This window comes from Pseudomonas sp. LBUM1656, assembly GCF_059716065.1.
On record NZ_CP166800.1, the window covers coordinates 3792458 to 3818589 of the forward strand.

The 26132-nt window shown below is 56.6% G+C and carries 30 protein-coding genes and 2 pseudogenes; 16 read left to right on the forward strand and 16 right to left on the reverse strand.

Translation table 11 applies throughout. The annotated features are described in order from the left end of the window. Positions 1–48: 48 nt before the first annotated feature. A complete protein-coding gene (locus ACA072_RS17135; protein ID WP_497619254.1) occupies positions 49–1101 on the forward strand; it encodes an alpha/beta hydrolase family protein in 1053 nt (350 codons plus the stop codon). A 180-nt stretch (positions 1102–1281) separates the two neighbouring features. On the opposite strand, the pseudogene ACA072_RS17140 reads toward ACA072_RS17135, so the two are convergent. Together ACA072_RS17140 and ACA072_RS17145 are read right to left on the reverse strand one after the other, a co-directional pair. Then, positions 1282–1383, reverse strand: a pseudogene (locus ACA072_RS17140) (YdeI/OmpD-associated family protein); the annotation flags it as partial. A 584-nt stretch (positions 1384–1967) separates the two neighbouring features. Beyond that, a complete protein-coding gene (locus tag ACA072_RS17145) occupies positions 1968–2564 on the reverse strand; it encodes an eCIS core domain-containing protein (RefSeq protein WP_497619256.1) in 597 nt (198 codons plus the stop codon). Between the two features lie 319 nt (positions 2565–2883). Between ACA072_RS17145 and ACA072_RS17150 the strand changes: the two genes are divergently transcribed. From ACA072_RS17150 to ACA072_RS17165, 4 genes are all read left to right on the forward strand, one after another. After that, positions 2884–3558, forward strand: coding sequence for an NADPH-dependent F420 reductase (locus ACA072_RS17150; RefSeq protein ID WP_497619258.1), 675 nt, complete (start codon positions 2884–2886; stop codon positions 3556–3558). A gap of 120 nt (positions 3559–3678) precedes the next feature. Beyond that, entirely contained in the window at positions 3679–3981 is a 303-nt protein-coding gene (locus tag ACA072_RS17155; protein ID WP_497619260.1) for a hypothetical protein, read from the forward strand. 285 nt (positions 3982–4266) lie between these two features. Continuing rightward, a complete protein-coding gene (locus ACA072_RS17160; RefSeq protein ID WP_497619262.1) occupies positions 4267–4848 on the forward strand; it encodes a hypothetical protein in 582 nt (193 codons plus the stop codon). 208 nt (positions 4849–5056) lie between these two features. Continuing rightward, entirely contained in the window at positions 5057–5566 is a 510-nt protein-coding gene (locus ACA072_RS17165) for a YkgB family protein (protein WP_497619264.1), read from the forward strand. Between the two features lie 46 nt (positions 5567–5612). Here the strand turns inward: ACA072_RS17165 and ACA072_RS17170 are convergent, their stop codons facing one another. The 4 genes from ACA072_RS17170 to ACA072_RS17185 all read right to left on the reverse strand — a co-directional run bounded on the left by ACA072_RS17170 (position 5613) and on the right by ACA072_RS17185 (position 10823). Next, positions 5613–6458, reverse strand: a complete 846-nt coding sequence (locus ACA072_RS17170) for a helix-turn-helix transcriptional regulator (RefSeq protein WP_497619266.1) — start codon at positions 6456–6458, stop codon at positions 5613–5615. A gap of 247 nt (positions 6459–6705) precedes the next feature. Beyond that, positions 6706–8379, reverse strand: coding sequence for a tetratricopeptide repeat protein (locus ACA072_RS17175; protein WP_497619268.1), 1674 nt, complete (start codon positions 8377–8379; stop codon positions 6706–6708). Between the two features lie 237 nt (positions 8380–8616). Next, positions 8617–9273 carry a DUF2931 family protein gene (locus ACA072_RS17180; RefSeq protein ID WP_497619270.1) on the reverse strand — a complete coding sequence of 219 codons (657 nt, stop codon included), beginning with the start codon at positions 9271–9273 and terminating at the stop codon, positions 8617–8619. Next, positions 9273–10823 carry a T6SS phospholipase effector Tle1-like catalytic domain-containing protein gene (locus ACA072_RS17185; protein WP_497625006.1) on the reverse strand — a complete coding sequence of 517 codons (1551 nt, stop codon included), beginning with the start codon at positions 10821–10823 and terminating at the stop codon, positions 9273–9275. The genes ACA072_RS17180 and ACA072_RS17185 overlap by 1 nt, the downstream gene beginning before the upstream one ends. A 219-nt stretch (positions 10824–11042) precedes the next feature. Between ACA072_RS17185 and ACA072_RS17190 the strand changes: the two are divergent. Both ACA072_RS17190 and ACA072_RS17195 read left to right on the forward strand, forming a co-directional pair. Continuing rightward, positions 11043–11324 (forward strand): annotated as a pseudogene (locus ACA072_RS17190) (phage infection protein); the annotation flags it as partial. Positions 11325–11524: 200 nt separating this feature from the next. Further along, positions 11525–11926: a RidA family protein gene (locus tag ACA072_RS17195; RefSeq protein WP_497619272.1), complete on the forward strand. Its 402-nt coding sequence runs from the start codon at positions 11525–11527 to the stop codon at positions 11924–11926. 3 nt (positions 11927–11929) lie between these two features. Here ACA072_RS17195 and ACA072_RS17200 read toward each other — a convergent pair whose 3' ends face one another. Then, on the reverse strand, positions 11930–12835 hold the full coding sequence (locus tag ACA072_RS17200; RefSeq protein WP_497619274.1) for a LysR family transcriptional regulator: 906 nt from the start codon (positions 12833–12835) through the stop codon (positions 11930–11932). 191 nt (positions 12836–13026) lie between these two features. Here ACA072_RS17200 and ACA072_RS17205 point away from each other — a divergent pair, with 191 nt between their 5' ends. The 5 genes from ACA072_RS17205 (at position 13027) to ACA072_RS17225 (ending at position 16610) form a co-directional block, all read left to right on the forward strand. Further along, positions 13027–13599, forward strand: a complete 573-nt coding sequence (locus tag ACA072_RS17205) for a chorismate mutase (RefSeq protein WP_497619277.1) — start codon at positions 13027–13029, stop codon at positions 13597–13599. Positions 13600–13730: 131 nt separating this feature from the next. Further along, positions 13731–14132 carry a hypothetical protein gene (locus tag ACA072_RS17210; RefSeq protein ID WP_497619279.1) on the forward strand — a complete coding sequence of 134 codons (402 nt, stop codon included), beginning with the start codon at positions 13731–13733 and terminating at the stop codon, positions 14130–14132. 199 nt (positions 14133–14331) lie between these two features. Continuing rightward, the gene (locus tag ACA072_RS17215; protein ID WP_497619281.1) at positions 14332–14760 is read left to right on the forward strand and encodes a nuclear transport factor 2 family protein; all 429 of its coding nucleotides are present in this window, start codon (positions 14332–14334) and stop codon (positions 14758–14760) included. Positions 14761–14978: 218 nt separating this feature from the next. Further along, positions 14979–16010: an NADPH-dependent aldehyde reductase Ahr gene (gene ahr / locus ACA072_RS17220; RefSeq protein ID WP_497619283.1), complete on the forward strand. Its 1032-nt coding sequence runs from the start codon at positions 14979–14981 to the stop codon at positions 16008–16010. Positions 16011–16157: 147 nt separating this feature from the next. After that, a complete protein-coding gene (locus tag ACA072_RS17225; RefSeq protein ID WP_497619285.1) occupies positions 16158–16610 on the forward strand; it encodes a hypothetical protein in 453 nt (150 codons plus the stop codon). Between the two features lie 82 nt (positions 16611–16692). Here ACA072_RS17225 and ACA072_RS17230 read toward each other — a convergent pair whose 3' ends face one another. From ACA072_RS17230 to ACA072_RS17240, 3 genes are all read right to left on the reverse strand, one after another. Then, the gene (locus ACA072_RS17230) at positions 16693–17151 is read right to left on the reverse strand and encodes a MarR family winged helix-turn-helix transcriptional regulator (protein WP_497619287.1); all 459 of its coding nucleotides are present in this window, start codon (positions 17149–17151) and stop codon (positions 16693–16695) included. 240 nt (positions 17152–17391) lie between these two features. Beyond that, complete coding sequence (locus ACA072_RS17235; protein WP_497619289.1) at positions 17392–18597, reverse strand: epoxide hydrolase family protein; 1206 nt, start codon at positions 18595–18597, stop codon at positions 17392–17394. 257 nt (positions 18598–18854) lie between these two features. Beyond that, positions 18855–19307, reverse strand: a complete 453-nt coding sequence (locus ACA072_RS17240) for an Ohr family peroxiredoxin (RefSeq protein ID WP_497619291.1) — start codon at positions 19305–19307, stop codon at positions 18855–18857. Between the two features lie 354 nt (positions 19308–19661). Here ACA072_RS17240 and ACA072_RS17245 point away from each other — a divergent pair, with 354 nt between their 5' ends. After that, the gene (locus tag ACA072_RS17245) at positions 19662–20579 is read left to right on the forward strand and encodes a LysR substrate-binding domain-containing protein (protein WP_497619293.1); all 918 of its coding nucleotides are present in this window, start codon (positions 19662–19664) and stop codon (positions 20577–20579) included. 14 nt (positions 20580–20593) lie between these two features. Here the strand turns inward: ACA072_RS17245 and ACA072_RS17250 are convergent, their stop codons facing one another. Further along, the gene (locus tag ACA072_RS17250) at positions 20594–21088 is read right to left on the reverse strand and encodes a cupin domain-containing protein (protein ID WP_497619294.1); all 495 of its coding nucleotides are present in this window, start codon (positions 21086–21088) and stop codon (positions 20594–20596) included. A gap of 222 nt (positions 21089–21310) precedes the next feature. Between ACA072_RS17250 and ACA072_RS17255 the strand changes: the two genes are divergently transcribed. Together ACA072_RS17255 and ACA072_RS17260 are read left to right on the forward strand one after the other, a co-directional pair. Next, a complete protein-coding gene (locus ACA072_RS17255) occupies positions 21311–22006 on the forward strand; it encodes a tRNA (adenine(22)-N(1))-methyltransferase (protein ID WP_497619296.1) in 696 nt (231 codons plus the stop codon). A gap of 83 nt (positions 22007–22089) precedes the next feature. Continuing rightward, on the forward strand, positions 22090–22251 hold the full coding sequence (locus ACA072_RS17260; RefSeq protein WP_497619298.1) for a DUF2986 domain-containing protein: 162 nt from the start codon (positions 22090–22092) through the stop codon (positions 22249–22251). A 97-nt stretch (positions 22252–22348) separates the two neighbouring features. On the opposite strand, the gene ACA072_RS17265 is transcribed toward ACA072_RS17260, so the two are convergent. The 3 genes from ACA072_RS17265 to ACA072_RS17275 form a co-directional block, all read right to left on the reverse strand. Further along, on the reverse strand, positions 22349–22708 hold the full coding sequence (locus ACA072_RS17265) for an antibiotic biosynthesis monooxygenase family protein (RefSeq protein WP_497619299.1): 360 nt from the start codon (positions 22706–22708) through the stop codon (positions 22349–22351). A 53-nt stretch (positions 22709–22761) separates the two neighbouring features. Further along, entirely contained in the window at positions 22762–23724 is a 963-nt protein-coding gene (locus ACA072_RS17270; RefSeq protein WP_497619301.1) for a zinc-dependent alcohol dehydrogenase family protein, read from the reverse strand. Between the two features lie 204 nt (positions 23725–23928). Continuing rightward, positions 23929–24231, reverse strand: coding sequence for an ArsR/SmtB family transcription factor (locus ACA072_RS17275; RefSeq protein WP_109632588.1), 303 nt, complete (start codon positions 24229–24231; stop codon positions 23929–23931). 487 nt (positions 24232–24718) lie between these two features. Between ACA072_RS17275 and ACA072_RS17280 the strand changes: the two genes are divergently transcribed. Further along, positions 24719–25081 carry a DUF6124 family protein gene (locus ACA072_RS17280; RefSeq protein ID WP_497619303.1) on the forward strand — a complete coding sequence of 121 codons (363 nt, stop codon included), beginning with the start codon at positions 24719–24721 and terminating at the stop codon, positions 25079–25081. Positions 25082–25211: 130 nt separating this feature from the next. Here the strand turns inward: ACA072_RS17280 and ACA072_RS17285 are convergent, their stop codons facing one another. Together ACA072_RS17285 and ACA072_RS17290 are read right to left on the reverse strand one after the other, a co-directional pair. Further along, on the reverse strand, positions 25212–25640 hold the full coding sequence (locus ACA072_RS17285; RefSeq protein ID WP_497619305.1) for an ester cyclase: 429 nt from the start codon (positions 25638–25640) through the stop codon (positions 25212–25214). Positions 25641–25672: 32 nt separating this feature from the next. Next, a complete protein-coding gene (locus tag ACA072_RS17290; RefSeq protein ID WP_497619307.1) occupies positions 25673–26089 on the reverse strand; it encodes a nuclear transport factor 2 family protein in 417 nt (138 codons plus the stop codon). Between the last annotated feature and the right edge of the window lie 43 nt (positions 26090–26132).

A 26132-nucleotide genomic window follows, 5' to 3' on the forward strand; every position in this document is an offset into this window, starting at 1 on the left:
GGCGGATTCAGGTTGCCATGCACTCGTCTAATCAAGGAAGAAACGACATTGAAAATAGCTTTTACCGCCCTGCTGTTGACCTGGCTGACGACTATCGCACTCGCTGACGAGAACCCTGTCGGCTTCCACTCCTCCACACTGGAAGACCCGCAGAATGACCGCGCACTGGAGATGGTCGTCTGGTACCCCAGTGCAACGACCGCCGCCACGCAACTGATTGGCGATGATGTGGTGTTCGTCGGGGCTTCTGCCGTTCGTGACGCACCGCCCGCTGCTGGCAAGCATCCATTGTTGGTGCTCTCCCACGGGTACAGGGGTAACTGGAGCAACCAGATCTGGCTTGCCAGTGCTCTGGCTCAAAAGGGTTACATCGTCGCCGCCATCAATCACCCTGGCACCACCACTCATGACCGCAGCCCTCAAGCAGCGGCACAGTTGTGGCAGCGGCCCGTTGATTTGACTCGAGCCATTGATAGCGTCACGACTCAACCTGAGAAATTCGGCGTGGTCACAGATGGCCGAATTGCAGTGGTGGGCCATTCACTCGGCGGCTGGACCGCCCTGGAGATCGCCGGTTCTCGCTTCGATCCAGACCGCTTCGTCCGTGACTGCAAAGCCCACCCGCAACTAGCAAGTTGCACGGTCTACGGAAAGATAAACCCCGCAAGCACCGCAGAATCAAAGGCCGCGTTGACCGCCGATTGGCGCGATAAACGCGTCACTGCCGTGGTGACATTGGACCTGGGGCTTTCACGGGGCATGACCGACGAAAGCCTGGCCGGGCTTACTGTACCAACACTGGTGATCGCTGCCGGCGTACCGTCGCGCGACCTTCCCGCCGAGTTGGAATCTGCCAACCTGGCCAAACGACTGCCGCCGGCGTCAAGCCGTTACGTCGAGATCAGCGACGCAAGCCACTTCAGCTTCTTGTCAGTGTGCAAACCGGGTGCGGAGGCACTGCTCGAAGAAGATGTTCCAGGCGATGGCATCATTTGCCGGGATGGCGACGGCGCTCGCCCACGTGGGGTGATCCAACAACAGGTTGCATCGCTGATCGACGAGTTTCTTCAGTCCTCTATCTACAAAGTAGGCAGTTTGTAAAATCGTGGTATGGGAACTGCTGCAGCTCAACAAAAAATCGCTGGAGCAGTTCCAGCACCCGCGCAAGCTGTCAGAACGGTTGTCCGGGAATGAGCGCTAAAGAGCCGGCTTTAGCCGGTCCCGGTGAGCGAAGCGAGCAGTGTTGAGCGCCTTGTCGAGCGCATTCAACGGAATGTTCCATTAAAAATTTTCGGCCTCGGGCGCACGGAAGGCTTTACCGCAGTAGCCAGACGGGTCGAAACAGCAAACCTGCTTCTTGCCGGATGCAAGCATATCGCAGGCAAGCTTTGCTTCGAATCGGGATTTCACATCGATTGTTGTCATGGCAACTCCTCCAACTCATACGCCTAACTACTAGTTGGCGACATACGCGGCACGGTGTGTTGGATGGACATTTCTTTAGCTGCAAAATGGCCATCTTTTTACGTGAGGTGTTCTCCTTGATTCCGGGCAGAGAGCCTGCTTGCCCGCTGAAATAGTGAAACGCCAACTGGCTTTCCCGGGCAAGCGAAACATTCACCGTAGCGCTGATGAAGCGCTGATAAGCAATGTACTGGTCAGCAGCCGGCGCGCCTCGCCTTTCAAATTCGCTGTTCGAAAGTACCGCTTGGAATACGTGATAACGAGAGGCCCTGTTCCTGGACACTGGCTGTACAAAAATTTGACCCAGAGGAACTCGAATTATTTTTACGGCAAAAGACGTTGACCGCATTTGCCATGGCTGGATTCTGTTTGACGAGTGACAACCTCAGTTTTAGCGCTCTGAGAACAGCTTTGGGTCGATTGCGACCCTTCGTCACCATCAGCCAGAAGCCGTCAGCTGTAAAGGCGCTCCTGAGCATGCTCCATAACGCATCCACGCCCCTTCAGAGCGTCCCGTCTCGCACCCACCGCCTGACTTCTGCCTGTATGGCATAAGCCGGTGCCTCCACCGCATTGAAATCTTGCGTATATCGCTGGGCAAACCCTTCTACCCCCCACTCCTGATACTGCTGCACATGCTTGAGTTCGTGGGCCCAGAGCGCGATGCTCTCTTCTGCGGTTTGCGCATCCCGGAAGAGGATGATGTCGATCAGCGTCACGGCGCCGACATCGGGATTTTGCAGCATGGCGGTGGCGGCGTTGAATTGACCGTTGTCGCTGACTTTGTAGCGGGCGGCATCAAGGACGCCGGGGTCGTACCAGCGCAGCAGTTTCTCCCGGAGGTGCGGTGGAATGGGTTGGGTTCCGTTGACGGCCGCATCAGCGCGGGCCTGGGTCAGCCACAGCGCCAGGGCCGGTGACGCGATCTGGTAGATGTCATCAGGCAGGGGGCCGAGCAGCGGTCCCAGGTCTGGCAGGCAGATGCATTCGTCCAGGCACACTTGCTTCTCGCCAGCAGGGCAGGCGCTGTCCTGGGCTGGCACTTCGAGCGTCAGGCAAAGCACGAACAGCGCCACCAGGCGCGTGGTGATGGGCGGCATTGGGCGCTCCAGGGAAGAACGCTGCACGACATAGTTTCAGCGTAGTCCCGAGCAGCCCCCTTAGGGGTAGTCCGTTCCCCATGCCACAGCCGCGGTGCAGCCAGCACTATTTGAAAGCTCCAAAGAGAGTCCACCCCGCCAGCCGCCTCAGGGACGAGCTGGTTGGGCGGCAACTGGCGAGGTGAACACCTAGACAATAGCTGCCCCTGCTGAACCTGCATCTCTCCGTTCATCAAATATCCCTGCCCGACCGCATCGTTTATACGCTGGCTCTACTACGGTTATTCCACGACCGCTTTGCAACCGAGGAGCGCAGTGCATGTCCAGAATCTTCTCTCTGATGTTCGCCGTCCTGATCCTCTGCGCCAGTCAGGCGATGGCGGACACTCTCAAGATCAGCGTGATTGGCGCCGGTAAGGTTGGCGGTACGCTTGGCACGTTATGGGTTAAGGCCGGGCACTCGGTAATGTTTTCGTCACGCCACCCCGAGGAGCTGAGGGACCTGGTCAAGGCGGCCGGCCCCAACGCTCGGGCGGGCACGGTCGGCGATGCCGCAGCATGGGGCGATGTGATCGTGTTGAGCGTTCCCTACGGCGCAATGCCGGTGCTGTCCGAACAGTTGAAAGGCAAGCTGGACGGCAAAGTACTGTTCAGCACCAGCAACCCCTTCAGCGGTCGAGACGGAGACATCGGGCGCAAGGCGCTGGATCTGGGCGTCGCCTCGGCAGACCAGCAATACCTGCCCGGCGTGCACCTGGCGCGGGCGTTCAACGCCATTGGCTTCGCATCAATGAAAGACCTGTCGGGAAAGGACAAGGCCATTCCCGTTTTCGTCGACGATGCCCAGGCCCGGGATGTCGGTGCCCGGTTAGTGCGAGATGCCGGATTTGTGCCGGTGATTTTCCCGCTGGCGCGAGCCAATGAAGGTTTGCCGGGCGGTCCGCTCAGTGGCGTCTGGAGTGAAGCCGATCTCAAGCAAAAACTCGGGCGTTAGCGCGCAATGCCGGAGTACTGAAACTCGCCAAGTATTGAAACTGATACAAGCCCAGGCCCGACACCGTCTAATCTGTATAGAGCAGGACCCAAACACGCCTCTTGATACAGGGGAAACGGGATGACCGTTAAAGCAGCACGCCAATGTTCGTCATGGCTCATCCCTTCCCTGCTGCTGCTCATCAGCCTGGCGCTGATCGCGGGATGTTCAGGCAAAACTTCCGCTGCTCGCTATTCGGCCTCGAACGTAGGCTCGGCCTGCTACGCAAAAGCGCTCCCTACCGCCGGGGAAGGCGGCCTGGCCTGGGGCACCACCTTGAGCATGGCGCGCAAAAAATCCATGGATAATTGCATTCGCTATGCCGGCCGATCCGGTGGCACGCCGAACACCTGCCAAGTGGTATTGGCGGAGTGCAGGAATTGAAACCTATGCAAATCCGAGGAAAGACAGGATCACCACGACGACTACCACTAACCCGACGATGTAGATGATGTTGTTCATGAAACCCACCTCTCTAGGACTGCGGCACGACGGCTTACACCTACACGGTAGTGCAGCTTTGCCCGCAATGCCATTGTGCAAGAACCGAAATGGCGCTTGCTGACAGGCTTAAATCGGCCAATAGCTGACCTTGCAGGTCGGCTGCCAGACAGCCACTTTTCCACTGCTATGCTGATAGCATCTGTTTCTTCACTAGAGACGAGAAGCATGGCAGCACACGGTACGCGCCCCCCGCTCATGTTCAAGGCTATGGCCTGCTCGGCTGGAATTTTCCTTGTCGCCTGGGCTGCCATAAAGCTGCTCGACACGTACTTCGACCTGACATTGATGGCAGCTACCACGAACGGGTTGCTACATTTTCGGGATTGGCTTTTGACGGAAACGCCCATGCCGAATTGGTCGCTGCTGATGATTATCGCGATTTCAATCAGCACCGTGTCTCTAGCGATTTACTACGCCCGCAACACTGAGGGAGCTTACGGCGAGCTGCATGAGATAGAGCGAAAAATTTACAAAATGAACAACCCTCAGTTTCCACAGTTGACAGATAACCAAACGTTACTAATGGAAGCGTTGGCCTATCATGCGAACTTCAGAAAAATTGCAAACTTAAACTCGGTTTGCAAACTTGTCTCACTCAGCACACTAGAAGTAGAAGCCGGCCTCAAACAACTCCAAGCTAAACGACTTGTGAAGCAAAAAGTGACACGGGGTACGTTCGGTGCCACCACTTTTGAGCTTACCTTGGCAGGCAAGGATTATTCGTTAGAGCGATTTGAGCTGACTTAGCATAGACACACGGGACGTAGCCGAGCGGTGAAAGCACCGCCAAGTACCTCAGTTGGCAGGCGTGGCCTCAGGAGAACCGAGTCAAGACGATCTGCACAGTTCTCAATACGTTCAGAAGCCACGAGCGTGGGATCAAAGGCAACACTGTGTCCACTCCCAACGTAAACCGCGCTGGGTTTGAATCCCCACACTATTGGAAGCCTGAATCATGACTACCTTGAACATTGAGAACGACAGAACGAACGGCGTCGCTCCAAAAGTATCGCTCGGGGCTAGAACCACGGCGATCGGCACCTACGGCGCTTACGCTGCACTGGCCCTCATTTACTTCTGGTTCGGCGGCATGAAATTTACACACTACGAAGCCGAGGGCCTGGTGCCGCTGGTGAGCAACAGTCCTTTCCTGGGTTGGGTCTATAACATTTTCAGTGTCGATACGTTCTCCAGTCTGCTCGGCATCCTGGAAGTCTCGATCGGTGTGTTGATCGCTGGCCGCCTGCTGTCACCCAAGCTGTCGTTGGTCGGTGGTGCGTTGTCTGCCGGGCTGTTTTTCACCACCTTGAGCTTCATGTTCTCGACACCCGGCGTGATTGAACCCGGCCTCGGTTTCCCGGCCATTTCGGTCGCGCCTGGTCAGTTTCTCCTGAAAGACATCGGGTTGCTTGCCGCCTCTGTGTTCGTGGCCGGACATTCCCTGACTGCGCTGGAAAGCCGATAAAACGATGGTGTCTCCTCCAGAAATGGCCTGAAACCACTCGATGTTTTCAGGCCATTTCCCCATCACCCTCTCCTGCCGAATCCTTCATCCAGTCCCGGGGGCTGTAGCCCGTCTTGCGCCGAAACGCGCGGGCAAGCGCCGAAGGGCTTTCATAACCGACCTCGGCGGCAATCAGGGTAATCGGTCGCCCTTCACGCAAACGCTTCTGCGCCATACTGATACGCCAACTCAACAAATAATCTGCCGGTTTCTGTCCGATGACGGCCCGGAAATGCACGGCATAGGCCGCGCGCGACATGTTCGACTCGCTCGCAAGCTCGGCAATCGACCAAGGACGATGAGGGGCGTTGTGTATCTGGACCAGCGAGCGAGCCAGGCGCGAATCGGCCAGCCCGGCCATCATTCCGGTACGTAGTTGGTGGTGGTCGAGCAGATGCCGAAACAGCAAGATGATCAGCAATTCGAACAAGCGATCCAGCGCGGCTTCCCTGCCGCAATGTCCACCGGCCGCCTCGACGAACATCCATTTCAGCGTATCGGCCAGCAGCGGTAGCTCATCCAGGGACAGCACCAGCACATCGGGCAATGAAGCCGACAGAGGATTATCAATACCGCCCTCAAACTCCATCGATGCACACAGAAGTTGAGCCCCTTCAGGCTCACCGGCGAACAGTTGATGGCGGCGCGGGCGTGGCAAAAAAATCAGACTGGGCCGGGTCAGCCGCACGTCCTTGCGATCGAGCCCCAGCAACGTGACGGCACCGGCCTGAAGCAGATGAATATGACCGCGCTGGTCAGCGCCATCGTATGCCGCCATGCCGCACAGCTTGCCGTTGTAAAACAGGTTTGCGCGTACGCCGAACTGCGACAACAAGGTAGACAAGCGATCCATGGGCGATCTCTGGGCGATGTGTAGACACGAAGCAGCATATCACCGACGGTTTGCGGTCCGATTGGGCTCATTTTCCATTGGGCGTTCAATGAAACGCTCGGCCTGACTCATTTAATGCTGTCCACTTAAGCGCTGGCACCTACATTTTGTGGCGAGGGGGCTTGCCCCCTCGCCACAGGTTTCTTGCTCGCCTGAAGATTGTCTTAAGTGCACAGTGTTTCGGCCTGACCCGCCGGGCTCCTGTGCATCACTTGCAACACCGCTCACCTACCCGGCAAAAACACGATGCCGTAATTTCCACATCAGCCCGTGCCATGGCCAGGTCGAGCCGAGTCTTGGCAGCCGCGGCTTCAGCGTCCCGCCCCAGGCGTTTCAGGCATTCCACATACCCGTGGAGGCTCCACACATTGTCCAGATGCCAGGACGCGCGGCTGAGTGTGTTATCCAGCCCGAGATCGGCCCGATAGGCCTGCAAGGCATCTTCTACCCTGCCCTGTTCCAGAAGCAGCGCACCCAGTGCGTGCCGGACCGGTTGCATCCAGCCCCACGGCTCGTCATAAGGCAGGTTGTCGTCCAGTGCCAGCGCCTCCCGCAGGTGGGCGAATGCGCTGTCGTGGTTGCCTTTGCGGTACTCGATTTCGCCGCGCAACATGGCGCCGGCTACCGCCAGGATATCGAGGCAGGTGTTGTTGAAGATGTAGCGTGTTGGCGGCACTCGGGTCAGGGCGTTAATGAAGAGTTGCTGCTCGGTTTCTGCCGCGGCGACATGCCCGCAGGCCGCGTGCGCCACGCCTCTGGCGTAATGCAGCATCGCCGTGGTCACGCAGTACAGTGCCTGGTCGTTCGGCAGCGGCGTAGCGAGTATGTCCTGCCATTTGCCGAAGCGGATCTGCACGTGGACCTTCATCGACACGAAGCCCTCCAGCCAGTCAGCCATGGGGGGCTGCTCCACGCGCAGCAGTTCTTCCTTGATGGTCGCGATCAATTGATCGGCAGCGTCCAGGGCCGGTTGGTACTGCCCGAGGAACATCGCCGAATAGAGTTTGAAGTGGTAGTTGTGGCTTCGGTACAGGGTGTAGAAATTGATGGGCCCTTCGTGTTGCAGGTACTTGCTGTCCGCCTGGATCGCCCGGCTGTTGGTGATCAGGGCCCCACGGTAATCGCCACACAGCACATCAATGTGCGACGGCATGTGGCGCAAATGCCCGGCGTCCGGCACCAGGTCGCGCAGGACATCGCCGGCGCGCAACGCCCGCTCCGGGTAAGGCGACATTTCCATCGTGTGCACGTACATATGCAGCACGCCTGGATGCGGCGCATCGCCGTGCTGCTCCATCCGCCGCAGCGCTGTCTCCAGCACGGCCACCGCCTCAAGCGTGTCGGCATCCGGTGCCGGCGTGCCGGTTTTCAGGTCCCATAATTGCCAGGGCGTGCGGTCGATCAACGCTTCGGCAAACAGCGCCACGACGTCGGGATCATCAGGGAAGGTTTTGTAGACATCGCGCATGGCCGCCGCATAGGCGTCATTCCAGGCGAAGAGTTGCTCAAGGCTGGTCGCCTCATCAGCCTGGTAGCGTTTTTCCAGCGCCCGGATCAGTGCCTGCTCCACCGGTTTTGCCCTGTCGAGATGCGCCAGCGCGGTGTGCGTCGCCAGCCGGGCACGGGCCACGGCTTCTTTCAACTCTTGTTCGATGAATGCATCCCAGCGCTTGTTGTAGTTGGGGCCGGAGGCGTAGGCGATGCCCCAGTAGGCCATCGCGCAATCGCTGTCGTGTTCGATGGCCTGGTGGAAACAGCGGATGGATTCGTCGTGGTTGTAGCCGTAGCACCAGATCAGACCGCGGCCGAACCAGAGCTGGGCCTGGGGCGAATGGGTCGTTATCGGACGGCTGTAGGTGCCCAGATCGTAATAGTCATGCATCGGTTTATCCTCTCGACCAGAGCATGAAACCTCGCAGGAAATGCTTGTAGGCGGGGACGGATGAAGCGGGCTGATTTCCTGGAGACCGTTGATAGCTGAGGAGGTAAAGCATAGCCCTGCGATCGTGGGTGAGCGGTGTAGCCGACGACAGGTTTGCGACGGCTGATATTCCGGGTTTGTGGAGTAAATGAAACGGGCTCCAAGGAGGCGCCCGTTTTTTTATTGGTGTGTTGGGTCTTACCAACTGCCGTAAGGGATGCCGTACTTCTTGACGTAGTTTTTTGACTTTTCGGATAGCGGATAATATTTGCCCCCAGATTTCCCAAGGTGAGGCCCCAAAGGCTCAATCTCCGCTTGGGCGTGGGCAACTTTGATAGATTTCATACATTTGTCCAGTACCCACACCTGCACGATGCCTCCAGGCGCGAGCCCAAGATAAACCTTGGCTCTGTAGTTGGCCGTCTCCTCAGAACTGGATGGACAACGTTCATTCACTGAGGCATGCAAGATTTGTCGAGCCTCTTCAGGAATGTCGACCCATGCTCGATAAGTTTGCGGCTCGACTACCGACTGCCAACGAACATAAATACGTTTGGGCAAATCCGCACCGACTACACCGCGAGTGCTACTGCTGATTTTTTCGCCCCAGCCGCGAGCAAACTCAGCGTCACCTGCGGGCTCATCACTTGCTGCTGTACCGCCACCGGTACGGCGAAACAGCTTCCCGTTGATGTCTTCAACTGCCGTGTCTTCGACCCAGACCTTCATATAAGTGGGCTCGACAAAACTGAGGCTCCACCATTGATTCTTCGGGTCGTTTTTACCAGAAGGCGGTGCTGCGGCCTGACAAGCGGAGATCAGAAGTGCGCCCAGCAAAAAAACCAATGCGCGCATCAAAATGTTCTCCAAAGGGAATCAGCTACGTGAGGATGACGCACCCGTAAGCCGTCGTCGGTGGGTGCATTTGCGTATCGGAGAGTTATGCCCTGCTCACGGGTTCCACCAATGGGGTTGTTCCAGTTGGCGGACATATGCACGTATTTGAGTTTCAATAGTTCTTCTTCATCGGGTTCTGGCTTGTACTCACCAGCGAGTACTCTGTCACAGAAAGGCTGAAGTTCAGGAGGCACGCTATAAGCAGGGTCATTCTCGTCGATCACCTCAAACTGCACACCTTTCTCCTTGGCCAATTTATGCATCAAACGCAGGTAAATTACAGCCAGTTTGCTACTGACCGTCCGCTTGAGCTGCAAGCCTGCATACACCCTCAACTTTTTCGGTCCTGACTTCTCCTGCTCCCAATCAGGCGCGACGCTTGGCGTCGGGGTCACAATTTCCAGCATAAATTCGGGCCACCCCTTGGCCACCATGCTTGCTTTCTGTTGTTGGACATCCAGGTAAATGGAAGTGGAGCAGATATCCGTACCATGCGGCACCGTAAGCGCTTGCATTGGATTAACCAGCACACACTCCTCCACGACTTCGCGATAGCCACCACCTAAATCTGAATGCACGCCGGGTAAAGGTATTTCCAGATGAGCGGGAACAACTGTACTCAATGCGAAATTCGCTCGGTGTTCGTCACGTGCGACAAGTTGGACCACATCGGTAAAGTATCGGCGATCCAGATACAGTTTGATCCCAGGAGCAACCGGGCTTTGGATATTTCCAAAATTCGTCAGTCCCGCCACGGAAGGTACGGTGTCGAATAAACCGACAAAGCCCATGATGATTTCAGTGTTGAACTGATTGCCAAAGCTGGAACTGAATCCTTTGGGGTTTCTACGTAGCACTTCCCCTAACGGTCCTTGCTTGCAACGCACTATCTCATTCGCAAAGTGCCGGGCCGCCGCGGCACCCCGACTGAAGCCAAAGGTGTCGAAGGTCAGCGAGGTGATTTCGCAACCAGGACTCTTATCAACGAGTTCTTTTATCAAGTCATTCAGGTCGGAAAATGCTTGCTGGACTTTGGCCGCTACACCGGTGTCACCACGTCCGGTGGCTGCATTCAATAACTTATCTTCTGCTCCTCCGGTCGTACCAATGCCCTCAACGTAGAGGCTGCGTAAGGAGAGTCTGACGGTACCTTCACCCTCGACGTCTTTCGCTGCGGGGTAGAGATCAAACAACTTGGAAACGTTACTCATATCATTCCCATAACTCCCCTCGGGATCCGCCATATACGGCTTGCAGCTCGCATCAACATCCGCTGGCTGGATCGGATGATGCGCGCCGCAAAGCAGTCCTGAGGCCGAGTTGCCGGCATTGTTCAGCGTCCCGTCAAAGAAAACCCCAATGCGTAGCCCGACCCGGACTTTTTCTTTCGCAGGCGCCGGTGCCTTGCCGTGTTTCTCGTATTCCGCCCAGCGTTGGGCATGGATGTCGACGGGTTTGGCTTCGTCGTATCGGTAGTTTTTCGGGGGGTTGGGGACGTATCCACTCATTCCTTGATCACCTGGCTCCTTGGTACAGCGGGCGCTGAGGGTGCCACTGTGGATCCAATCAAGCAACGAGTAGCCAGAGGCCATCACCCAAGGGAATTTTAACGTCGTCCATCCATTGCCGACGTCGATAGTCACCATCAACTCAATGAAGTTCTCATAAAAAATCCGCGGCGTAAGATCGGCTCCATACCAAACAACTACACCCCGGAGCACAAAATCATGAAACGCCAAATCCTTCTCAGCATCGCTTTCTCGGTTTTTGCAGTTAACGCTTTCGCCGCTTCTTCTGCTCACCCGGTTGTCGCTGAAGGCGGCTCGGATCGTCTGTTTGAAAGTCGTGTGGCGGAAGGTGGTTCGGATCGTTTGATTGAAAACCGCGTTGCCGAAGGTGGCTCCGACCGTTTGATCGAGAACCGCGTTGCCGAAGGTGGCTCTGACCGTTTGATCGAAAACCGCGTTGCCGAAGGTGGTTCCGACCGTCTGATCGAAAGCCGCGCTGCATAAATGCATGGTTTCACCGCAATACTCAACGAAAAGCCCGGCCTCATCAGCCGGGCTTTTTCGTGCACGACGTCAATCCAACTATCCATGCAGATGGATAGTCATGTCAGCTTTAGCGGCTATTGATCCTCTTTTCAGTCTATTAGCATCAGTAACAGGTAGAAGCCTCTACCGGCCATCAAACTGAACAGAGGAACACAATGAACAAGCCCGAGTTTTTTGTTACCCCCGGTTATGGGGAAACCCTGCTCAATGCCTTGCACTACTCGCAAGCGGTAAAAATTGGCGATCGCGTGGAGACATCAGGCCAAGGCGGTTGGGATGACGACCTGCAGATTCCCGATTCAATCGAGGACGAGATTGCCCAGGCGTTTCAAAACCTGGAGCGAACCCTGGCAACGGCGGGTGCCCGTTGGGAGCATGTGGTCCACGTCAATTCTTACCATGTCGGAGGTTTCCCCCCGATCGTTAACGAGACGATGGCCAGGCTGTATCGGCATTACATGCCCAACCACGCTCCCGTCTGGACGCAACTCGGAGTCGCGTCACTTGGACTTCCAACGATGCGCATTGAAATCCGCGTTACCGCCATTGTTCCTTGAGTTTCAATGGGCAGGCGACGCCTCTCGGAATGTCTGAATCACCCAATCGATAAAAACCTTCAGCCGGGCATTTTGATGTCGATTGGGTGGATAGAGGACATGGAACGACATGGCGGGTCGAGACCAGTCTTCCAAAACCGCAACTAACTCGCCAGTGTCCAGATAAGGCTGAACGATGCGCTTGAAGTGCTGCCCGATGCCCAAGCCCGCGAGCATCATTTCTTTAAGACCGTTACCGTCATTCGTCGAGAATTCGCAGTCTCCGACCTCATATCGATGAGTGCCGTTCTCGAAAATCAAGGGTTCCGGTTTGCCCGTCGCGGCAAAAAAGTAGCCGGCCTGAACATGGTTTGTCCTGAGATCCATGGGAGAAAAAGGCATGCCCATGCGTTCAAGATAGACCGGGGTCGCGCAGGTGACGTAGTGAAGGTCGACCAGCTTGCGCCCGATCATCGTCATGTCCTCCAGTTCACCCGCACGAATCACGCAATCCACGCCCTCGCCAACGATATTGACTGGCCGGTCGCTGATACCTAAAGCGACGGTGATATCGGGATACTCGCGATGAAAATCAGGCAACGCGGGTATCAACAGGCAATTGGCGAATGAAGCCGGCGCATCGACCCTCAGGTGTCCGCCGGGCTTGAGCTTTTTACCGCGCGCGGCGGTGTCCACGGAGTCCAGTTCGGCCATCAGGCGCGCCGCATGACTGTAATATTCCAGCCCGTCCGACGTGGCGGCGACCGCGCGGGTAGTTCGGTGCATCAGCTTGATGCCAAGGTGCTTTTCGAGGTCGCTGATCAACTTGCTGACTGTCGAACGCGGAAGCGCCAGTTGGTCGGCAGCCCGGCTGAAAGAGCCTGTTTCCACAACACGTACAAATGCACGCATTGCTAAAAGTTGATTCACTGTGGTCTACCCGCTTGATGATGAACATCCAGCCCTACTGTCCATGAATCTGCACAGTGTTGACTGAAACCAGTAGGTTTGTTCTGCGTTTGAGTCTAACTCAGCAGGCGCTCCAAGCGTTGTATGCTTGGCGTCCACCTGTGATACACGTCACCTGATTGAAAATCCCGAGTTCTAAAGAGGTTTTGCTTATGCCCCGCTCCCCACGCATCCCGCAGCTGCTGACCTGCGCCCTGATCGGTTTACTCGCTGGCGGCGCACAGGCAAGCACGCCCTCCCCGGTGCCCGACAGTTTGCAACCGCTGCTGGTGACGATGAACGAGCGCCTGAACATTGCTGATCTGGTGGCGCTGACCAAGTGGGACAGTGGCAAAGCGATCCAGGACAGTGTCCGCGAAGCACAAGTCATTGCCAATGCCAGGAAAATGGCCGTTAAACGAAAACTGGACCCGGAACAGATCGCTGAGTTGATCGCCGCACAGATTGAAGCCAACAAGCTGGTGCAGTACGGGCTGCTCGCCAATTGGCGAGCGGCCGGCAAGGCGCCTGACACACCACGGCCGGACCTCGCCAAGCAGATCAGGCCACAGCTGGATGAGCTGCAAAGTCGCCTGCTTCAGCAATACGCCGACTTCGCGCCCTATCGCAAAGACCCGAACTGCCCGGACTGGTTGGGTGAAGCGCGAGCCGGCCTGATCAAGGATCAACTGCATGGTCAGGCATTGATCCGCGCTACCGGGGAATTGTGTGTCGCTGATCAGTGACAGGGCGACACCCGTTTCGGTCAGCCATTGACTGCATCAATAGTCACCATTAACTCAATGAAGTTCTCTTAAAACCTCCGGGGCGTAACATCGCCTCCATACCAAACAACTACACCCCGGAGCACAAAATCATGAAACGCCAAATCCTTCTCAGCATCGCTTTCTCGGTTTTTGCAGTTAACGCTTTCGCCGCTTCTTCTGCTCTCCCGGTTGTCGCTGAAGGCGGCTCGGATCGTCTGATCGAACACCGCGTGGCCGAAGGTGGCTCTGACCGTCTGATCGAAAACCGCGTTGCCGAAGGTGGCTCCGACCGTCTGATCGAAAACCGCGTTGCCGAAGGTGGCTCTGACCGTCTGATCGAAAACCGCGTTGCCGAAGGTGGCTCCGACCGTCTGATCGAAAACCGCGTTGCTGAGGGTGGCTCCGACCGTCTTATCGAAAACCGCGTTGCTGAGGGTGGCTCCGACCGTCTGATCGAAAACCGCGTTGCCGAAGGTGGTTCTGACCGTCTGATCGAAAACCGCGTTGCATAAATGAATGGCTCCACAGCAATACTCAACGAAAAGCCCGGCCTAAACAGCCGGGCTTTTTCGTGAGCTACTTTTAATAAATTCGCATAGCCGCCAGTCGATCCTCACGGCACTATTGAAGTTCTGCAGCAAGCCATCGGGCAACTCTGCATGTGCAGCAATGAAGCGTTTCATTAGAACAACAAAAATACAGGAGTTGAACATGTCTGAACTGAACCTGCATCCCAACGCCGCAAAGTCCCTGAGCCAATGGCACGACATGATCCGCAAGGGTGACTTGCGCGCCCTGCCCGAATTGTTGGACCCACAAGCGATATTCCGCTCACCAATGGCTCACAAGCCTTACCCGGGGGCGCCCGTCGTCTCGATGATTCTCAACACGGTCGTCAAGGTGTTTGAGGATTTTGCCTACCACCGCGAACTGTCGACCGCCGATGGCTTGAGCGTTGTCCTGGAGTTCAGCGCCAAAGTCAGCGGTAAAGAGCTCAAGGGCATCGACATGATCCGGTTCAATGAACAAGGGAAAATCGTCGAGTTCGAGGTGATGGTCCGTCCATTCAGTGCCTTGCAAGCCTTGGGCGAGCAGATGGGACAACGCCTTGGCGCTTATCTGGCGGCCAGCAAAGCCTGATTGTGTTGCATCGTTCAGAGTGAGGTGCTGCGGCTTGGCACCTCGCTTGCGGGTGCAGATCGCGATCAAGGCGCAATGGCAACGCGGAAGAACTGATTGTCGGGCCGCGCCCTCGGTTCCAGATCCCGGACTATCCTTTTATGCGGTCGCCGCACTTCCCATGCTCCGCAGCGACGCCTGAGCAGCCCCCCTTGTGTCTCCTGATCTGGAGGTCTCCCATGAGCGATAGTACCGAAGTCACGTCCTTCACCGGCTGGGCCTCAATGGCCGCCCGCGCGCCCCTGGAGCGTTACAGCTACGACCCCGGCCCATTGGGGGATGAGGAGGTGGAAGTCGCGGTGGAATATTGCGGCGTCTGCCACTCCGACCAGTCGCTGATCGACAACGAATGGGGTGTCAGCAGCTACCCCTTCATCCCTGGCCACGAGGTGGTCGGCAGCATTGTGCGAGTGGGGGCGCAAGTCCGCGGTCTCCAGGTGGGACAACGGGTGGGCATCGGCTGGTACAAGGGAAGCTGTATGCATTGCTCTTCGTGTATCGGCGGCGCCCACCATCTGTGCGGCACGGCCAAACCCACCATCATTGGCAGCAACGGCGGCTTTGCCGATCGCCTGCGTTCGCACTGGGCCTGGGCGCTGGCTATACCGGGTGAACTCGACCCGTCGATGGCCGGTCCGCTGTTTTGCGCTGGCTCCACGGTATTCAATCCGCTGGTGGAGTTCGGCGTCAAACCCACTGACCGGGTCGGCGTAGTGGGCATTGGAGGCCTCGGTCATCTGGCACTGCGCTTTCTCAACGCCTGGGGCTGCGAGGTCACGGCGTTTACCTCGTCGTTGAACAAGACCGACGAAGCCCGGCGCCTCGGCGCGCACAACGTCGTCGCCTCGACCGACAGTGATGCGCTGAAAGCCATTGCCGGCACCCTGGATTTCCTGCTGGTCACCGCCAACGCCAACCTCGACTGGGCGGCCATGCTCGCCACCCTGCGCGGCAAGGGACGCCTGCACTTTGTCGGCATCGTGCCCGACGCTATCCCCGTGCATGTGTTCAACCTGATCCCCCAGCAAAAGACCCTGTCCGCCTCGCCGGTCGGCTCGCCGAGTACCACGGCGACCATGCTGGAATTCTGCGCACGTCACCAGATCCTGCCGCAGGTCGAGCTCTTTCCCATGAGCCGGGTCAACGAAGCCATCGATCACCTGCGCAGCGGCAAAGCGCGTTACCGCGTGGTGCTGGATGCGAGCAAATGAAGGACCAACGCTGATATGGATAACCAGACACCCGAGCCCCTGGAACGCGTTATCCGTCGAGACTCAAGAGCAGGTTGTCGGGCGAACGAAACTGTAATGAGCTATACCCGCTAATCACCCATTGCAGTTCTTACGCAGGAGTTGGCAATGAACCTCAGACATTCGCTTGCAACCCTGATGATCAGCGCAAGCCTGTTCGGCTGTACCACTTCGACCGACCATGGCGTGTCTGTCCCGTTGGTTGCCACCCGGCAGAACACCGGGCAGATCGGCAATGTAACCCTGACAAACTGGGACAAACAAACCGGGCTCAGCTTCTTCATCAGTGGCGCGCCAAGCGGAGCCACCCTGCCCTTGCGTCTCTACTCTTTCATTCATAAAGGCAGTTGCCAGCAACCCGGGCCAGTGGCCTTTGCAATGAACGACAAGGTCAACACCAAGCGCGAAGCCGTACGCGGCTGGTCGTTCTCAAGAAGTGCACCGATCGCCCTGCCGGATCTGCTTTCCGGTGGGTATTACATCGTCGTGCGAACGGCTCCGGAGAGTGGCAACGTCGATATTTTTTGCGGAGATATCAGGCCGGGAGGCGCAGTGAAGTAGCCACTGGAGAGAATGCGATAACGGGACAGATTCATTATTTTGAGTCAGTCGGGTGCGCCGCATCCCCTGCATTCGAAACGGCTTACTCCCTGTCTTTCGTAGTACGGATCAGGTTGTCCCGTAATTTCACAATGGCTTGCTGCATTTGCACGAATTCGTCGGGATCAAGGCCGGTTTGCGGGAAGCCTTCTTCCGTAAGGCCTTCACGCAGTTTTCGTCCCTCGTTTGTGAGGCTGATGCGTACCTGGCGCTCGTCTTCCGGGTCGCGCTGGCGCAGCAGATAACCCATCGCTTCCAGTTTCTTCAGGATCGGCGTGAGGGTGTTGGATTCGAGGAACAGCTTTTCGCCGAGGCTGCCCACGGTCTGGTTGTCTTCTTCCCACAGCACAACAAGGGTGATGTATTGCGTGTAGGTGAGCCCGAGCCGTTCGAGCATCGGCTTGTAAGCCTTGCCGAACGCGAGGTTAGAGGAATAGACCGCAAAACACAGGAAGTCGGAAAGCTTCAGGTCGAGGGCAGCTGTCTTTTTGGTGGATTTCATGAGCATTCTCTGTGGCCAAAGAGGATGGACTGCAAAGCCAGACTATACATCGCATACGATGGTATCGGAAGTGCCCATTGCCTTGGCCGTCGTCAACACCTGTGATGGCCGACGACTGGTTCACCGGAATGCCCCCGGGTTGCTCGGTTCGGATCACTTTCACGCAAGACGATCAACGACCCGAACCGGGCCACCCTGATCATTGCGAGATCAGTTCCTGGATGCCCGTAGGCTGGTCACTTACCTCAGCGACTTGAACCCGGCCCGTACTTCCTGCGAAAACAACGCCGGCTGCTCCCACGCAGCAAAGTGCCCACCTTTGGGAAGTTCGTTGTAATGCACCAGTTTGGGATAGGCCTTGTGCGACCAACTTTTCGGCGCCGTATACAGCTCATCAGGGAACACGCTCACCGCGACCGGGATGTTGACGCCTTTGACGGCGAAGAATGTTGATTTGTTTTCCCAATAGAGCCGCCCCGAGGAAACGGCCGTTTGGGTCAGCCAGAACAGCGTGATGTTGTCGAGGACATCATCGGGTGTGAGGCCTTCCGGTTGCCCGTCAATGGATCGCGCAATCATCTCGTAGCTTTTCGGATCGTGATCCAGCATGAAGGCGGCCAGCCCAACGGGTGAATCATTGAGGCCTGTCAGCGATTGAGGCCGATCCCCCATCATGATGGCGTAGCCGATGTGCTTGTACGTATTGGCAAGTTGATCAGCCGCTCGCTGCTCTTCCGCAGAAAGTCCACTGGGTACCGGCTCGCCGCGAAACAACGCCGCATCCAGTTCAGGCGGGATGACGCCGGGCATGTTCGAATGAATACCGATCAAGCCAGGTGGCGCCTTTGCACCCATCAGGTCGACAACGATAGAACCCCAGTCACCACCTTGCGCGCCATACGTTGTGTAGCCGAGACGCTTCATCAGCTCGATGTAGGCATCGGCGATACGATCGGGATTCCAGCCGGCCACGGTCGGTTTCTCCGAAAAGCCGTAACCCGGCATCGACGGAATCACCAGGCTGAACGCATCGGAGGCACTGCCGCCGTGCGCCTCAGGATCAGTGAGTGGCCCGATGACTTTCATCAACTCGATCACCGAACCAGGCCAGCCGTGCGCCATCAACAGGGGCAACGCATTCTCGTGTTTTGAGCGGACATGAATAAAGTGGATATCCAGGCCATCAATATTCGTGATGAAGTTTGGAACGGCGTTTATTCTGGATTCGATTACCCGCCAGTCATAGTGGGTCGCCCAGTGCCTGGCCAGCTTCTGGATCGTCGCCAGTTGTACACCCTGAGAGGAATCATTGACTGTTTCCTTGTCCGGCCATCTTGTTGCTTCTATACGTCTACGCAACTCTGAAAGTTCAGACTCTTTGGCGCTGAAATGAAAGGGACGTATTTCAGCGGAAACACTATCGGTTTTTGTTGAAGTATTAGTCATAGCGTCAGTCCTGGTTGAAAAGCCGAGTAACCCTAGCGGTGCTGTGGCACATGCCACTGCAACAGCGCCGCAAAAGTTACGTCTGGTCAGGGAAAGTTGTTTGATGTGTCTTGACATACAGGCTCCTGAGGCGCGCAGCCATACGCAGATCCCTCTTTGATTGAAGGGACCCTAACGACAAATGGGTATTTACAGCGGGAGCTGTCACAAACCTGGATCGGTGTTTTTTAGCCTGGTTAACTAAGCAGCAAGTTCAATCACGCCGACTGCACATTAAATGAAACGTCGATATTGCCGCGTGTCGCCTTCGAGTAAGGGCACATCTGGTCCGCAGCATGTGCGACAGCGCAAGCGACCTCATGCGGCAGACCTGGCAGCCGCACATTGAACCGAGCCTGCAAGAGGTAAGCGTTGCCGGTCTGCCCCAGATCGACCTCGATCTCGACGGACACGTCGGCCGGAATCGTCACCTTCAACGTTTTGCCCGCCAGGCCAACGGCGGCGATGTAGCAGGCGGACCAGGCCCCGGCAAACAACTGCTCGGCCGTCGGGTGCGGTTGGGTGGCGGCGAATACATGGGCCGGTTTGGCGCTCCCGGGCGTAGAGAGCTCGATGTCGAGGTTGCCGTTGTGCCCGCGAGAAGTGTTGCCAGAGCTGCTCAGCGAGGTGTGGGTAATGCCAGTAACCAGGACTTTTTCAATGTTGCTCATGGGTGATTCCTTGAGATTTTTTATTGAGAATCAAATAGCATAAAAGCACGTAACTATCTGATGGCATTGATTTTATAGGTACGAACGAGACGTCGAGAAGAACGGAAAAAGCGATCACCTTCGGCTTTTCCGCCCACCACCGTTCGTCACCAAAGCGCAACGTCCGCTTTGACATCACCGGGTCTTTGGGAGATTATTTATAGATCGCATGCGATCTAATCGATTACGATAACTGACCATCACAACTTTGCCGTTTGGAGATCCAGCCATGAACACCGGAAGCAGCCACACCCAGTTGAGCAATACCCCTCACGCTTCCCGTGGCCACAACGGCAACAACTGGATCACGGCTTCATGAAGCTGATCCAGCTGCGAGCGTTCTGCTCAGTCGTCGACAGGGGCAGCTTTCGTTCGGCGGCACGAGAACTGGACGCCGCCCAGAGCACGTTGACGGAATCGGTTCAAAGTCTGGAAAGAGAGCTCGGGGTCACCTTGTTGGTGCGCTCCAATCAAGGCATCAGCCTGACCCTGGCCGGCAAGGTTTTCTTGACCCGGGCACGCTCGATCATTCTCGATTGCGATCGTGCGGTACAAGACGTCCGGCAGTGGAATGGAACGCCCGAAGGCCAGATCGCCCTGGGTGTCACCGCAGAACCCATGGCCGCGTGCCTGATGCCGGTCTTCAGCAGTTTTACCCGCCGATTTCCAAAGGTGCAGCTGCACGTCGCCAGCGGAAAAACCCGGACGCTGATCGAGATGATTCGCGCTGGCCGACTCGACTTTGTGATGGGTCCACTGAACCCCGACGTCTGCGATATCGACCTGCACATCGAACGTCTTTACAGCTCGAAAACCAGCGTCATTGCGCGCAAGGGCCATCCCTTGGCGGGTGCTCGATCAGTGCGCGATTTGGCCGATTGCCAGTGGATCAGCGTCCGGCCGGCCGGAGTCGTCGGCAGCGCGGAGCGCCGTCTGATCGAGCTGTTCAACGCCCAGGGCTTGCCGCCTCCGAAGATCGCGATCACGACCGAATCGCTGCTGGAAATCCTGCACATCATTTCCGAGACGGAATACCTGACCATAGAGCCCGGCATGCTTCCCGGCATGAAGCTGTTTTCCTCGTCGCTGATCAGCATTTCGATTCCGGAGCTGTTGGAGTCGCGTGAGGTGTGCCTGATCAGCCGCCGGGTTTCGCCCTTCACCCAAGTCACGCAGGAACTGACCAGCATGTTGATTTCGTACTCGCGCTTGCGTCACCGAGCCAAGGGATGAGCCGCTTGTTTTATTTATTTTGACGCATGACGTGGATCGTCTCGGCTATCAAGGTACTCAAGCCCCAGTGGACCTGTTCCATAAACCTGAGAGATGTATTCCCCCGATCTGGCCCAATGAAAATGCGGAGTTTTGGCTGGGAGCACCACCACACTGCCCGGGCCATATGCGACCAGCTTGTCGGGATCAAACACAGTCCCAAAACCAATGTAAAACACGCCGGACATAACGGTGTAGATACGGTCTTCAGGATGGGTATGGGGCATTAATTTCGTGCCGTTCGGCACTTTGACTCGCACAACATAGGGGCCTGGCTTGCCAGGATCACCGACCAGGACCGCCAGTTTTACTTCTTTCGGAAACGCCGGAAAGCTACGCCACTCCACGTTTTCGTTATACAAGGCACCGGTTTTACCGAGCGGTAAGGGTTGTGCTTGAACGACCGGCATGGCTGCACACACGACAAGAAAAGTGGTCAGGCAAGCAGTTTTCATCATGCTCTGAATCATGAGAGGCCCCTGAGAAAAAATGTCCTCTCTAATGTAGTTGTCGCCCCCTGTTGTGATAATGCCGCTGATGCGCATTTCAGTTGATACGCAATGTAATCAGTTCAATAGCCGGGTCGAGCCATGGCCCCGGTCGCAAGAATTTGAAATGCACGGCATTGCTCGACAGAATGGCGGCCCGATTCGGCCAACCTGCCGGACGTTCGTGGTGAAAAGGGGTTGCGGTTGAACGAACAGACATTGTCCATGCGCCTGGAGCGCGTGGCGGCGCATGTGCCGGCCGGTGCGCACCTGGCCGATATTGGCTCGGACCACGGCTACCTGCCGGTGGCGTTGATGCGCCGGGGCGCCATCGCGTCGGCAGTGGCCGGCGAAGTGGCGTTGACGCCGTTCCACTCGGCCGAACGCACCGTGCGCGAGAGTGGCCTGGACCCGCACATCACCGTGCGCCTGGCCAATGGCCTGGCGGCCATCGAGCCGGAAGACCGGATCACGGCGATCAGCATCTGCGGCATGGGCGGCGAGACGATCCGCGACATCCTCGACAGCGGCAAGGCGCACCTGAGCGGCCAGGAACGCCTGATCCTGCAGCCCAACGGCGGCGAACAACCCCTGCGCCAATGGCTGATGGACAACGGTTACCGCATCCTCTGCGAGGAACTGCTGCGGGAAAACCGCTTCTTCTACGAGATCATCGTCGCCGAGCGCGCCGGACCGGTGATGTACACCGCCGAAGAGCTGTACTTCGGCCCGCTGCAAATGCAGACACGCAGCCCGGCGTTCCTGGTCAAGTGGCAGCGCATACTGCGCCACAAGCAGCAAACCCTGACCCACTTCGCCCGAGCGCGGCAGGCCGTTCCCGAAGAGAAGATGCAAGACGTCGCCCGGCAGGCCCGATGGATTACCGAACTGCTGGCGTGAGCCGGTTGCAGGGTTTGTACGAACAGTCGCCGAGCGTCGATCAGGCAAGGCATCATTCAAGAATTTCAAGTTGAGTGGAAAACATGAATCGTCAAAAAAAGATAAAGCAGTTGTTAAAGGCGCACGCCAAAAAGGCCAGTGCCAAATTGGCACCGGCAAACAAGACCAAATACATCAGTAAAGCCGACCGATTGAAACTGGCGGCTGAATCCAGTGACGACTCAATCGTCGCCTCTGAGAGCTGATTGAACTGCCGTAAGCGCCACCGGGCCGCTCCCGATCACTACAAATCAGTCGACAACAAGACTGCACATTTCCGAAAACGGCCCAGTCGCTTCAAAGCTACAAACTTTTAGTACGGATATTACTCATGCCAACGGCACTGTCAGGTTCATGATGTTCGCCTGTAGCAAAAGCGGCCCCCTCAATGTGATAGACCGTCGGTTCTTCCGAAAAATATTCCTGCAAGCCCATCATGAACATCCGATGGTCTTCACTCTCTTCGAAGCCTGGCGTGTGATCCTCGAGTGAAGCCCAGCGCACGATCAGGTTGAATAGCTGCGGGGTTTCGATGCCTTGCGCGAGCAAGTGGCCGCCGTAGCCCTTTGCGCGGGTGAGCAAAGGCGCGACCTCGGCAAATGCACATCTGAACGTTTCAATCCGTTCTTTGTGTACCGGGAGAAGAGCGATTTCATAAATCATGGCGTGCCTTTAAGTGAGTTCAACGGTTCAAAATACGCACTAACGGGATGAGCCTATGGCTCGACTGCAATCGCGATTTTTCCCTGGATACCGTTGTTGGGACTCTCCAGCCGGGCATGGGCGAGCGCAATGTCGGCAAGCGAATAGACGGCGCCAACATGTGGCCGCAGCTGACCGCGCTCTATCAGTGCGCTCAACTCATCAAGCTTGCCGCGGTTTTGTCTTGTGAAAACGAAGTGATAGCTGGCGTTCTTGCCCCAGGCCTGAACGACGTTTTGTGGCTGTGCAATGTCCACAATCGAGACCACACGGCCAAGCTGCGCGAGCGCGTCGGGACTGCGCGACAATGTATTGCCGCCGATGGTGTCGAACACGACATCGACTCCTCGGCCACCCGTTTCCCGCATGATCGCGTCGACATAATCTTCCTTTTCATAGTCGATGATCACGTCGGCACCCAGACTTCGAGCGAACTCAACGTTTGCTTCACGCACTGTGGTGAACACCTTTGCCCCCATGGCTTTTGCCATTTGGATCGCCACATGACCGACGCCTCCCGCGCCGCCATGTACCAGGATGCTTTCCCCCACTCTGAGTGCTGTACGCACGACCAGTGCTTCCCACGCCGTCCCACCCACCAGGGTCAGGCTTGCCGCCTCAAGATGACTCAGTGATGGTGGCTTTTTCCCGATAATGCTTTCGGCCGCAACGTGGTACTCGGCGTAACTTCCTGGCCCGTCAAATATTTGCGGTGTGTACCAGACTTCGTCTCCAGGCACGAAGGACGTCACACCCGGCCCGACTGCTTCGACAACGCCCGATACGTCGTGTCCGGTAATGGCCGGCAGTTGCACCAGGTCGGGATAATCGCCACGTCGAACCTGGTAATCCAACGGATTGATGGAGGTTGCGTGTACCCGCACCAGGACTTGTCCCGCACGGGGAACTGGCTTGGGCACCTCGCACAGCTCGAACGATTCCGGCCCGCCAAATGAGTTAAGTATCAACGCTTTCATTTTTGATCCTCGTTTCGACAAAAAGGGATATCGGTATTTTTCGATATGACGTGGCAAAAAAATATCAGTTCTTTCTCAACGGCGAGAATCCTCACCGCTGCGGCGGGCACTGGGACGTGACCCGCTCCGTGTGCTATCTCATTTGCAAATCCTCATTTCGACAAAAAGGGATATCGGGATTTTTCGATATAATGTGACAAAAAATTACAGCTCTTTCCCTATGATCTCCGCTAGAACACGGATGGTTGCTTCATTCCGCTTGTAATAGGTCCACTGACCGATGCGCGTGACGTCGACCAGGCCCACCCGTTGCAAAGTCGCAAGATAATCAGAAACCGTTGACTGCGACAGTCCGACACCTTCTTGAATACTGCTGACGCAGACTCCCACCGTATGAACGTCCCCTTCATCCTGCGGAGGGAAGTTCTTGGCTGGGTCCTTCAAACCTTTCAGGATTTCAAGGCGCGTACGGTTCGAGAGAGCTTTGAATATTTCGAGTAATTCCATGCCGCGATCATATCGGCATTTCCCGATATGTCAATGTGCGAATGCAGCCGGGATGACAGACGGCTGGTCGCTTTGGGTTGATGGCCGTGCCTGTAGACCGTCAGCGTCCAGACGTTGAAAGCAAGCGCTTGCATGTTTAACGCCGTTGTTTAACGACACTCCGCGTTACTTCCCAAAGGCTACAAATCCTTGCGCCGTTGCCTACGGTTACGCCAGAATCCGCCGGCTTGTGCGTCTTGGACCCCCTCGGTAACTTGATCCCCGTCACTGATTATCAGTGATCGGGTTTAGTAGCCCGTGGTTTATCCAAGGCGCATAGCGCATCAGACAGTCAGGTATCTCATCCCTGCACTTTATGGTGGCTGTGCGTAGGGCGCCCTCGGGCGCGCCGGCTCCTTGGGTCCCCGGTCTACTAACCTGCGCACAGCTGCCACCTCTCCTTATTAGTAGAGAAGCGGTGGTAGCTCTCACTTTAAGGACCCAAATCATGTTCAAAGTTACACCCAATCCACCGGACACCGATCCGGCCTCCCCCTACGAAACCCTCGACTCAAGAAAACTGCACGAAGCCGCCGAACGCGCGCTCAATTTCTACCTCAACCCGGCAGCGCTCATGAACAACACACCACGCAAACCCAGCACCATTTTCATGATTGACCCGGATGTCGACGACGAAACCTTGCTGGTGCAAGCGTGTGAGTCGATGGCGTCGGCCAGTGTCATGGCCAGCGACATCGCGGGGTTGATGGAGGGCTCCCATCGCAATACGTTGCTGGCGCTTCAGCAGGTCATCATGCTCGGGGAGCTGGCGGTGAATCGGATGCTGGATAACCTCGTTCCACCGACGTAATCACTGAAACCGGCATAGTGAAGGCATTGCACCTTCACTATGTCGGTACCGAAAGCTGTGCCAACAACCCAGCTCTCCGCCAGAAGCTACCATTCGCTGAAAGCAAGGATGCAGTCCCCAGCGCCGCTCATCAGCTGCTGGCAAGGCCAAGTTGCTGCTGCATTACGGAAGCCGCGTTGTAGCAATTAAAGGATATGACCTTGCCACCCTCCAGGTGAAAAACGTCACAGCACGGAACATCTATTGTCTTGCCCGTTGGAGCGACAGTCCCTGAGGCAAGTGTCAGCTCACCTTTATGCGTCCCGCGAATTGCGAGCTCGACAACGACGACATTCTCCGCGACATAGAGGTTGAATAGCTCGCGGTGAACATCAGGAAATGCACTTGCGAATGCGTCGATAGCGTCGCCAATAGCCTTCCCATGCAATTTCAATCCGGTAGGAATGTCGCACATGTATCCTTCTTCCGAGAAGAAGGAGACAAACTTCGCGATGTCCTTCCCGCTTCCCTCCCCGGCGGCGTACAGTTCTCTGATAATTTCTTTATTGTTAAGCATCATCAATCCTCCATTGTTTCGGGTGGCTCAATGGTTCAGGGCAAGGGGCTCGCGTCCATCTCGCAGGCCCACGCCAGTGCTTGCGTATCGATATACTCCCGGATGTGCGTCAGCTTTCCATTTCGCACAGTAATGGCGAAGACCCAATCGTCCTCCCACGTCCTGTTCGTGGCTTTAATTTTTCCCTTGGCGAAGCCGACGACCAGAACCCGGTCTCCCTGCGCCACGAATTCATGGAATTCCATGACTGATGTTTCCATCTTTTCGGAAGCCTTCTGAAGCAGATCTGCCAATCCCGCGTGCCCGCGATACGTGCCAGCCAGCGGCCAGTCCTCGCCCGGAATGATCCATTCAATATCTTCGGAAGTCAGCGCCAGTAGATCTCGCTTATCGCTGCCGCCCATAGCGGTAAAGAAGTCCTTAACAGCCTGGACATTCTTTTGTGTGTTCATCGAAATCTCTCCGTTTCTCTCGCATCTGATCGCGTCCGTTCTG

What these genes read in the sequence shown, in the direction of transcription:
- ACA072_RS17145 (WP_497619256.1), bottom strand. Translation starts at nt 2,564, where the DNA reads ATGCCGCCCATCACCACGCGCCTGGTGGCGCTGTTCGTGCTTTGCCTG.
- ACA072_RS17150 (WP_497619258.1), top strand. Translation starts at nt 2,884, where the DNA reads ATGTCCAGAATCTTCTCTCTGATGTTCGCCGTCCTGATCCTCTGCGCC.
- ACA072_RS17155 (WP_497619260.1), top strand. Translation starts at nt 3,679, where the DNA reads ATGACCGTTAAAGCAGCACGCCAATGTTCGTCATGGCTCATCCCTTCC.
- ACA072_RS17160 (WP_497619262.1), top strand. Translation starts at nt 4,267, where the DNA reads ATGGCAGCACACGGTACGCGCCCCCCGCTCATGTTCAAGGCTATGGCC.
- ACA072_RS17165 (WP_497619264.1), top strand. Translation starts at nt 5,057, where the DNA reads ATGACTACCTTGAACATTGAGAACGACAGAACGAACGGCGTCGCTCCA.
- ACA072_RS17170 (WP_497619266.1), bottom strand. Translation starts at nt 6,458, where the DNA reads ATGGATCGCTTGTCTACCTTGTTGTCGCAGTTCGGCGTACGCGCAAAC.
- ACA072_RS17175 (WP_497619268.1), bottom strand. Translation starts at nt 8,379, where the DNA reads ATGCATGACTATTACGATCTGGGCACCTACAGCCGTCCGATAACGACC.
- ACA072_RS17180 (WP_497619270.1), bottom strand. Translation starts at nt 9,273, where the DNA reads ATGCGCGCATTGGTTTTTTTGCTGGGCGCACTTCTGATCTCCGCTTGT.
- ACA072_RS17185 (WP_497625006.1), bottom strand. Translation starts at nt 10,823, where the DNA reads ATGAGTGGATACGTCCCCAACCCCCCGAAAAACTACCGATACGACGAA.
- ACA072_RS17195 (WP_497619272.1), top strand. Translation starts at nt 11,525, where the DNA reads ATGAACAAGCCCGAGTTTTTTGTTACCCCCGGTTATGGGGAAACCCTG.
- ACA072_RS17205 (WP_497619277.1), top strand. Translation starts at nt 13,027, where the DNA reads ATGCCCCGCTCCCCACGCATCCCGCAGCTGCTGACCTGCGCCCTGATC.
- ACA072_RS17210 (WP_497619279.1), top strand. Translation starts at nt 13,731, where the DNA reads ATGAAACGCCAAATCCTTCTCAGCATCGCTTTCTCGGTTTTTGCAGTT.
- ACA072_RS17215 (WP_497619281.1), top strand. Translation starts at nt 14,332, where the DNA reads ATGTCTGAACTGAACCTGCATCCCAACGCCGCAAAGTCCCTGAGCCAA.
- ahr (WP_497619283.1), top strand. Translation starts at nt 14,979, where the DNA reads ATGAGCGATAGTACCGAAGTCACGTCCTTCACCGGCTGGGCCTCAATG.
- ACA072_RS17225 (WP_497619285.1), top strand. Translation starts at nt 16,158, where the DNA reads ATGAACCTCAGACATTCGCTTGCAACCCTGATGATCAGCGCAAGCCTG.
- ACA072_RS17230 (WP_497619287.1), bottom strand. Translation starts at nt 17,151, where the DNA reads ATGAAATCCACCAAAAAGACAGCTGCCCTCGACCTGAAGCTTTCCGAC.
- ACA072_RS17235 (WP_497619289.1), bottom strand. Translation starts at nt 18,597, where the DNA reads ATGACTAATACTTCAACAAAAACCGATAGTGTTTCCGCTGAAATACGT.
- ACA072_RS17240 (WP_497619291.1), bottom strand. Translation starts at nt 19,307, where the DNA reads ATGAGCAACATTGAAAAAGTCCTGGTTACTGGCATTACCCACACCTCG.
- ACA072_RS17245 (WP_497619293.1), top strand. Translation starts at nt 19,662, where the DNA reads ATGAAGCTGATCCAGCTGCGAGCGTTCTGCTCAGTCGTCGACAGGGGC.
- ACA072_RS17250 (WP_497619294.1), bottom strand. Translation starts at nt 21,088, where the DNA reads ATGATTCAGAGCATGATGAAAACTGCTTGCCTGACCACTTTTCTTGTC.
- ACA072_RS17260 (WP_497619298.1), top strand. Translation starts at nt 22,090, where the DNA reads ATGAATCGTCAAAAAAAGATAAAGCAGTTGTTAAAGGCGCACGCCAAA.
- ACA072_RS17265 (WP_497619299.1), bottom strand. Translation starts at nt 22,708, where the DNA reads ATGATTTATGAAATCGCTCTTCTCCCGGTACACAAAGAACGGATTGAA.
- ACA072_RS17270 (WP_497619301.1), bottom strand. Translation starts at nt 23,724, where the DNA reads ATGAAAGCGTTGATACTTAACTCATTTGGCGGGCCGGAATCGTTCGAG.
- ACA072_RS17275 (WP_109632588.1), bottom strand. Translation starts at nt 24,231, where the DNA reads ATGGAATTACTCGAAATATTCAAAGCTCTCTCGAACCGTACGCGCCTT.
- ACA072_RS17280 (WP_497619303.1), top strand. Translation starts at nt 24,719, where the DNA reads ATGTTCAAAGTTACACCCAATCCACCGGACACCGATCCGGCCTCCCCC.
- ACA072_RS17285 (WP_497619305.1), bottom strand. Translation starts at nt 25,640, where the DNA reads ATGATGCTTAACAATAAAGAAATTATCAGAGAACTGTACGCCGCCGGG.
- ACA072_RS17290 (WP_497619307.1), bottom strand. Translation starts at nt 26,089, where the DNA reads ATGAACACACAAAAGAATGTCCAGGCTGTTAAGGACTTCTTTACCGCT.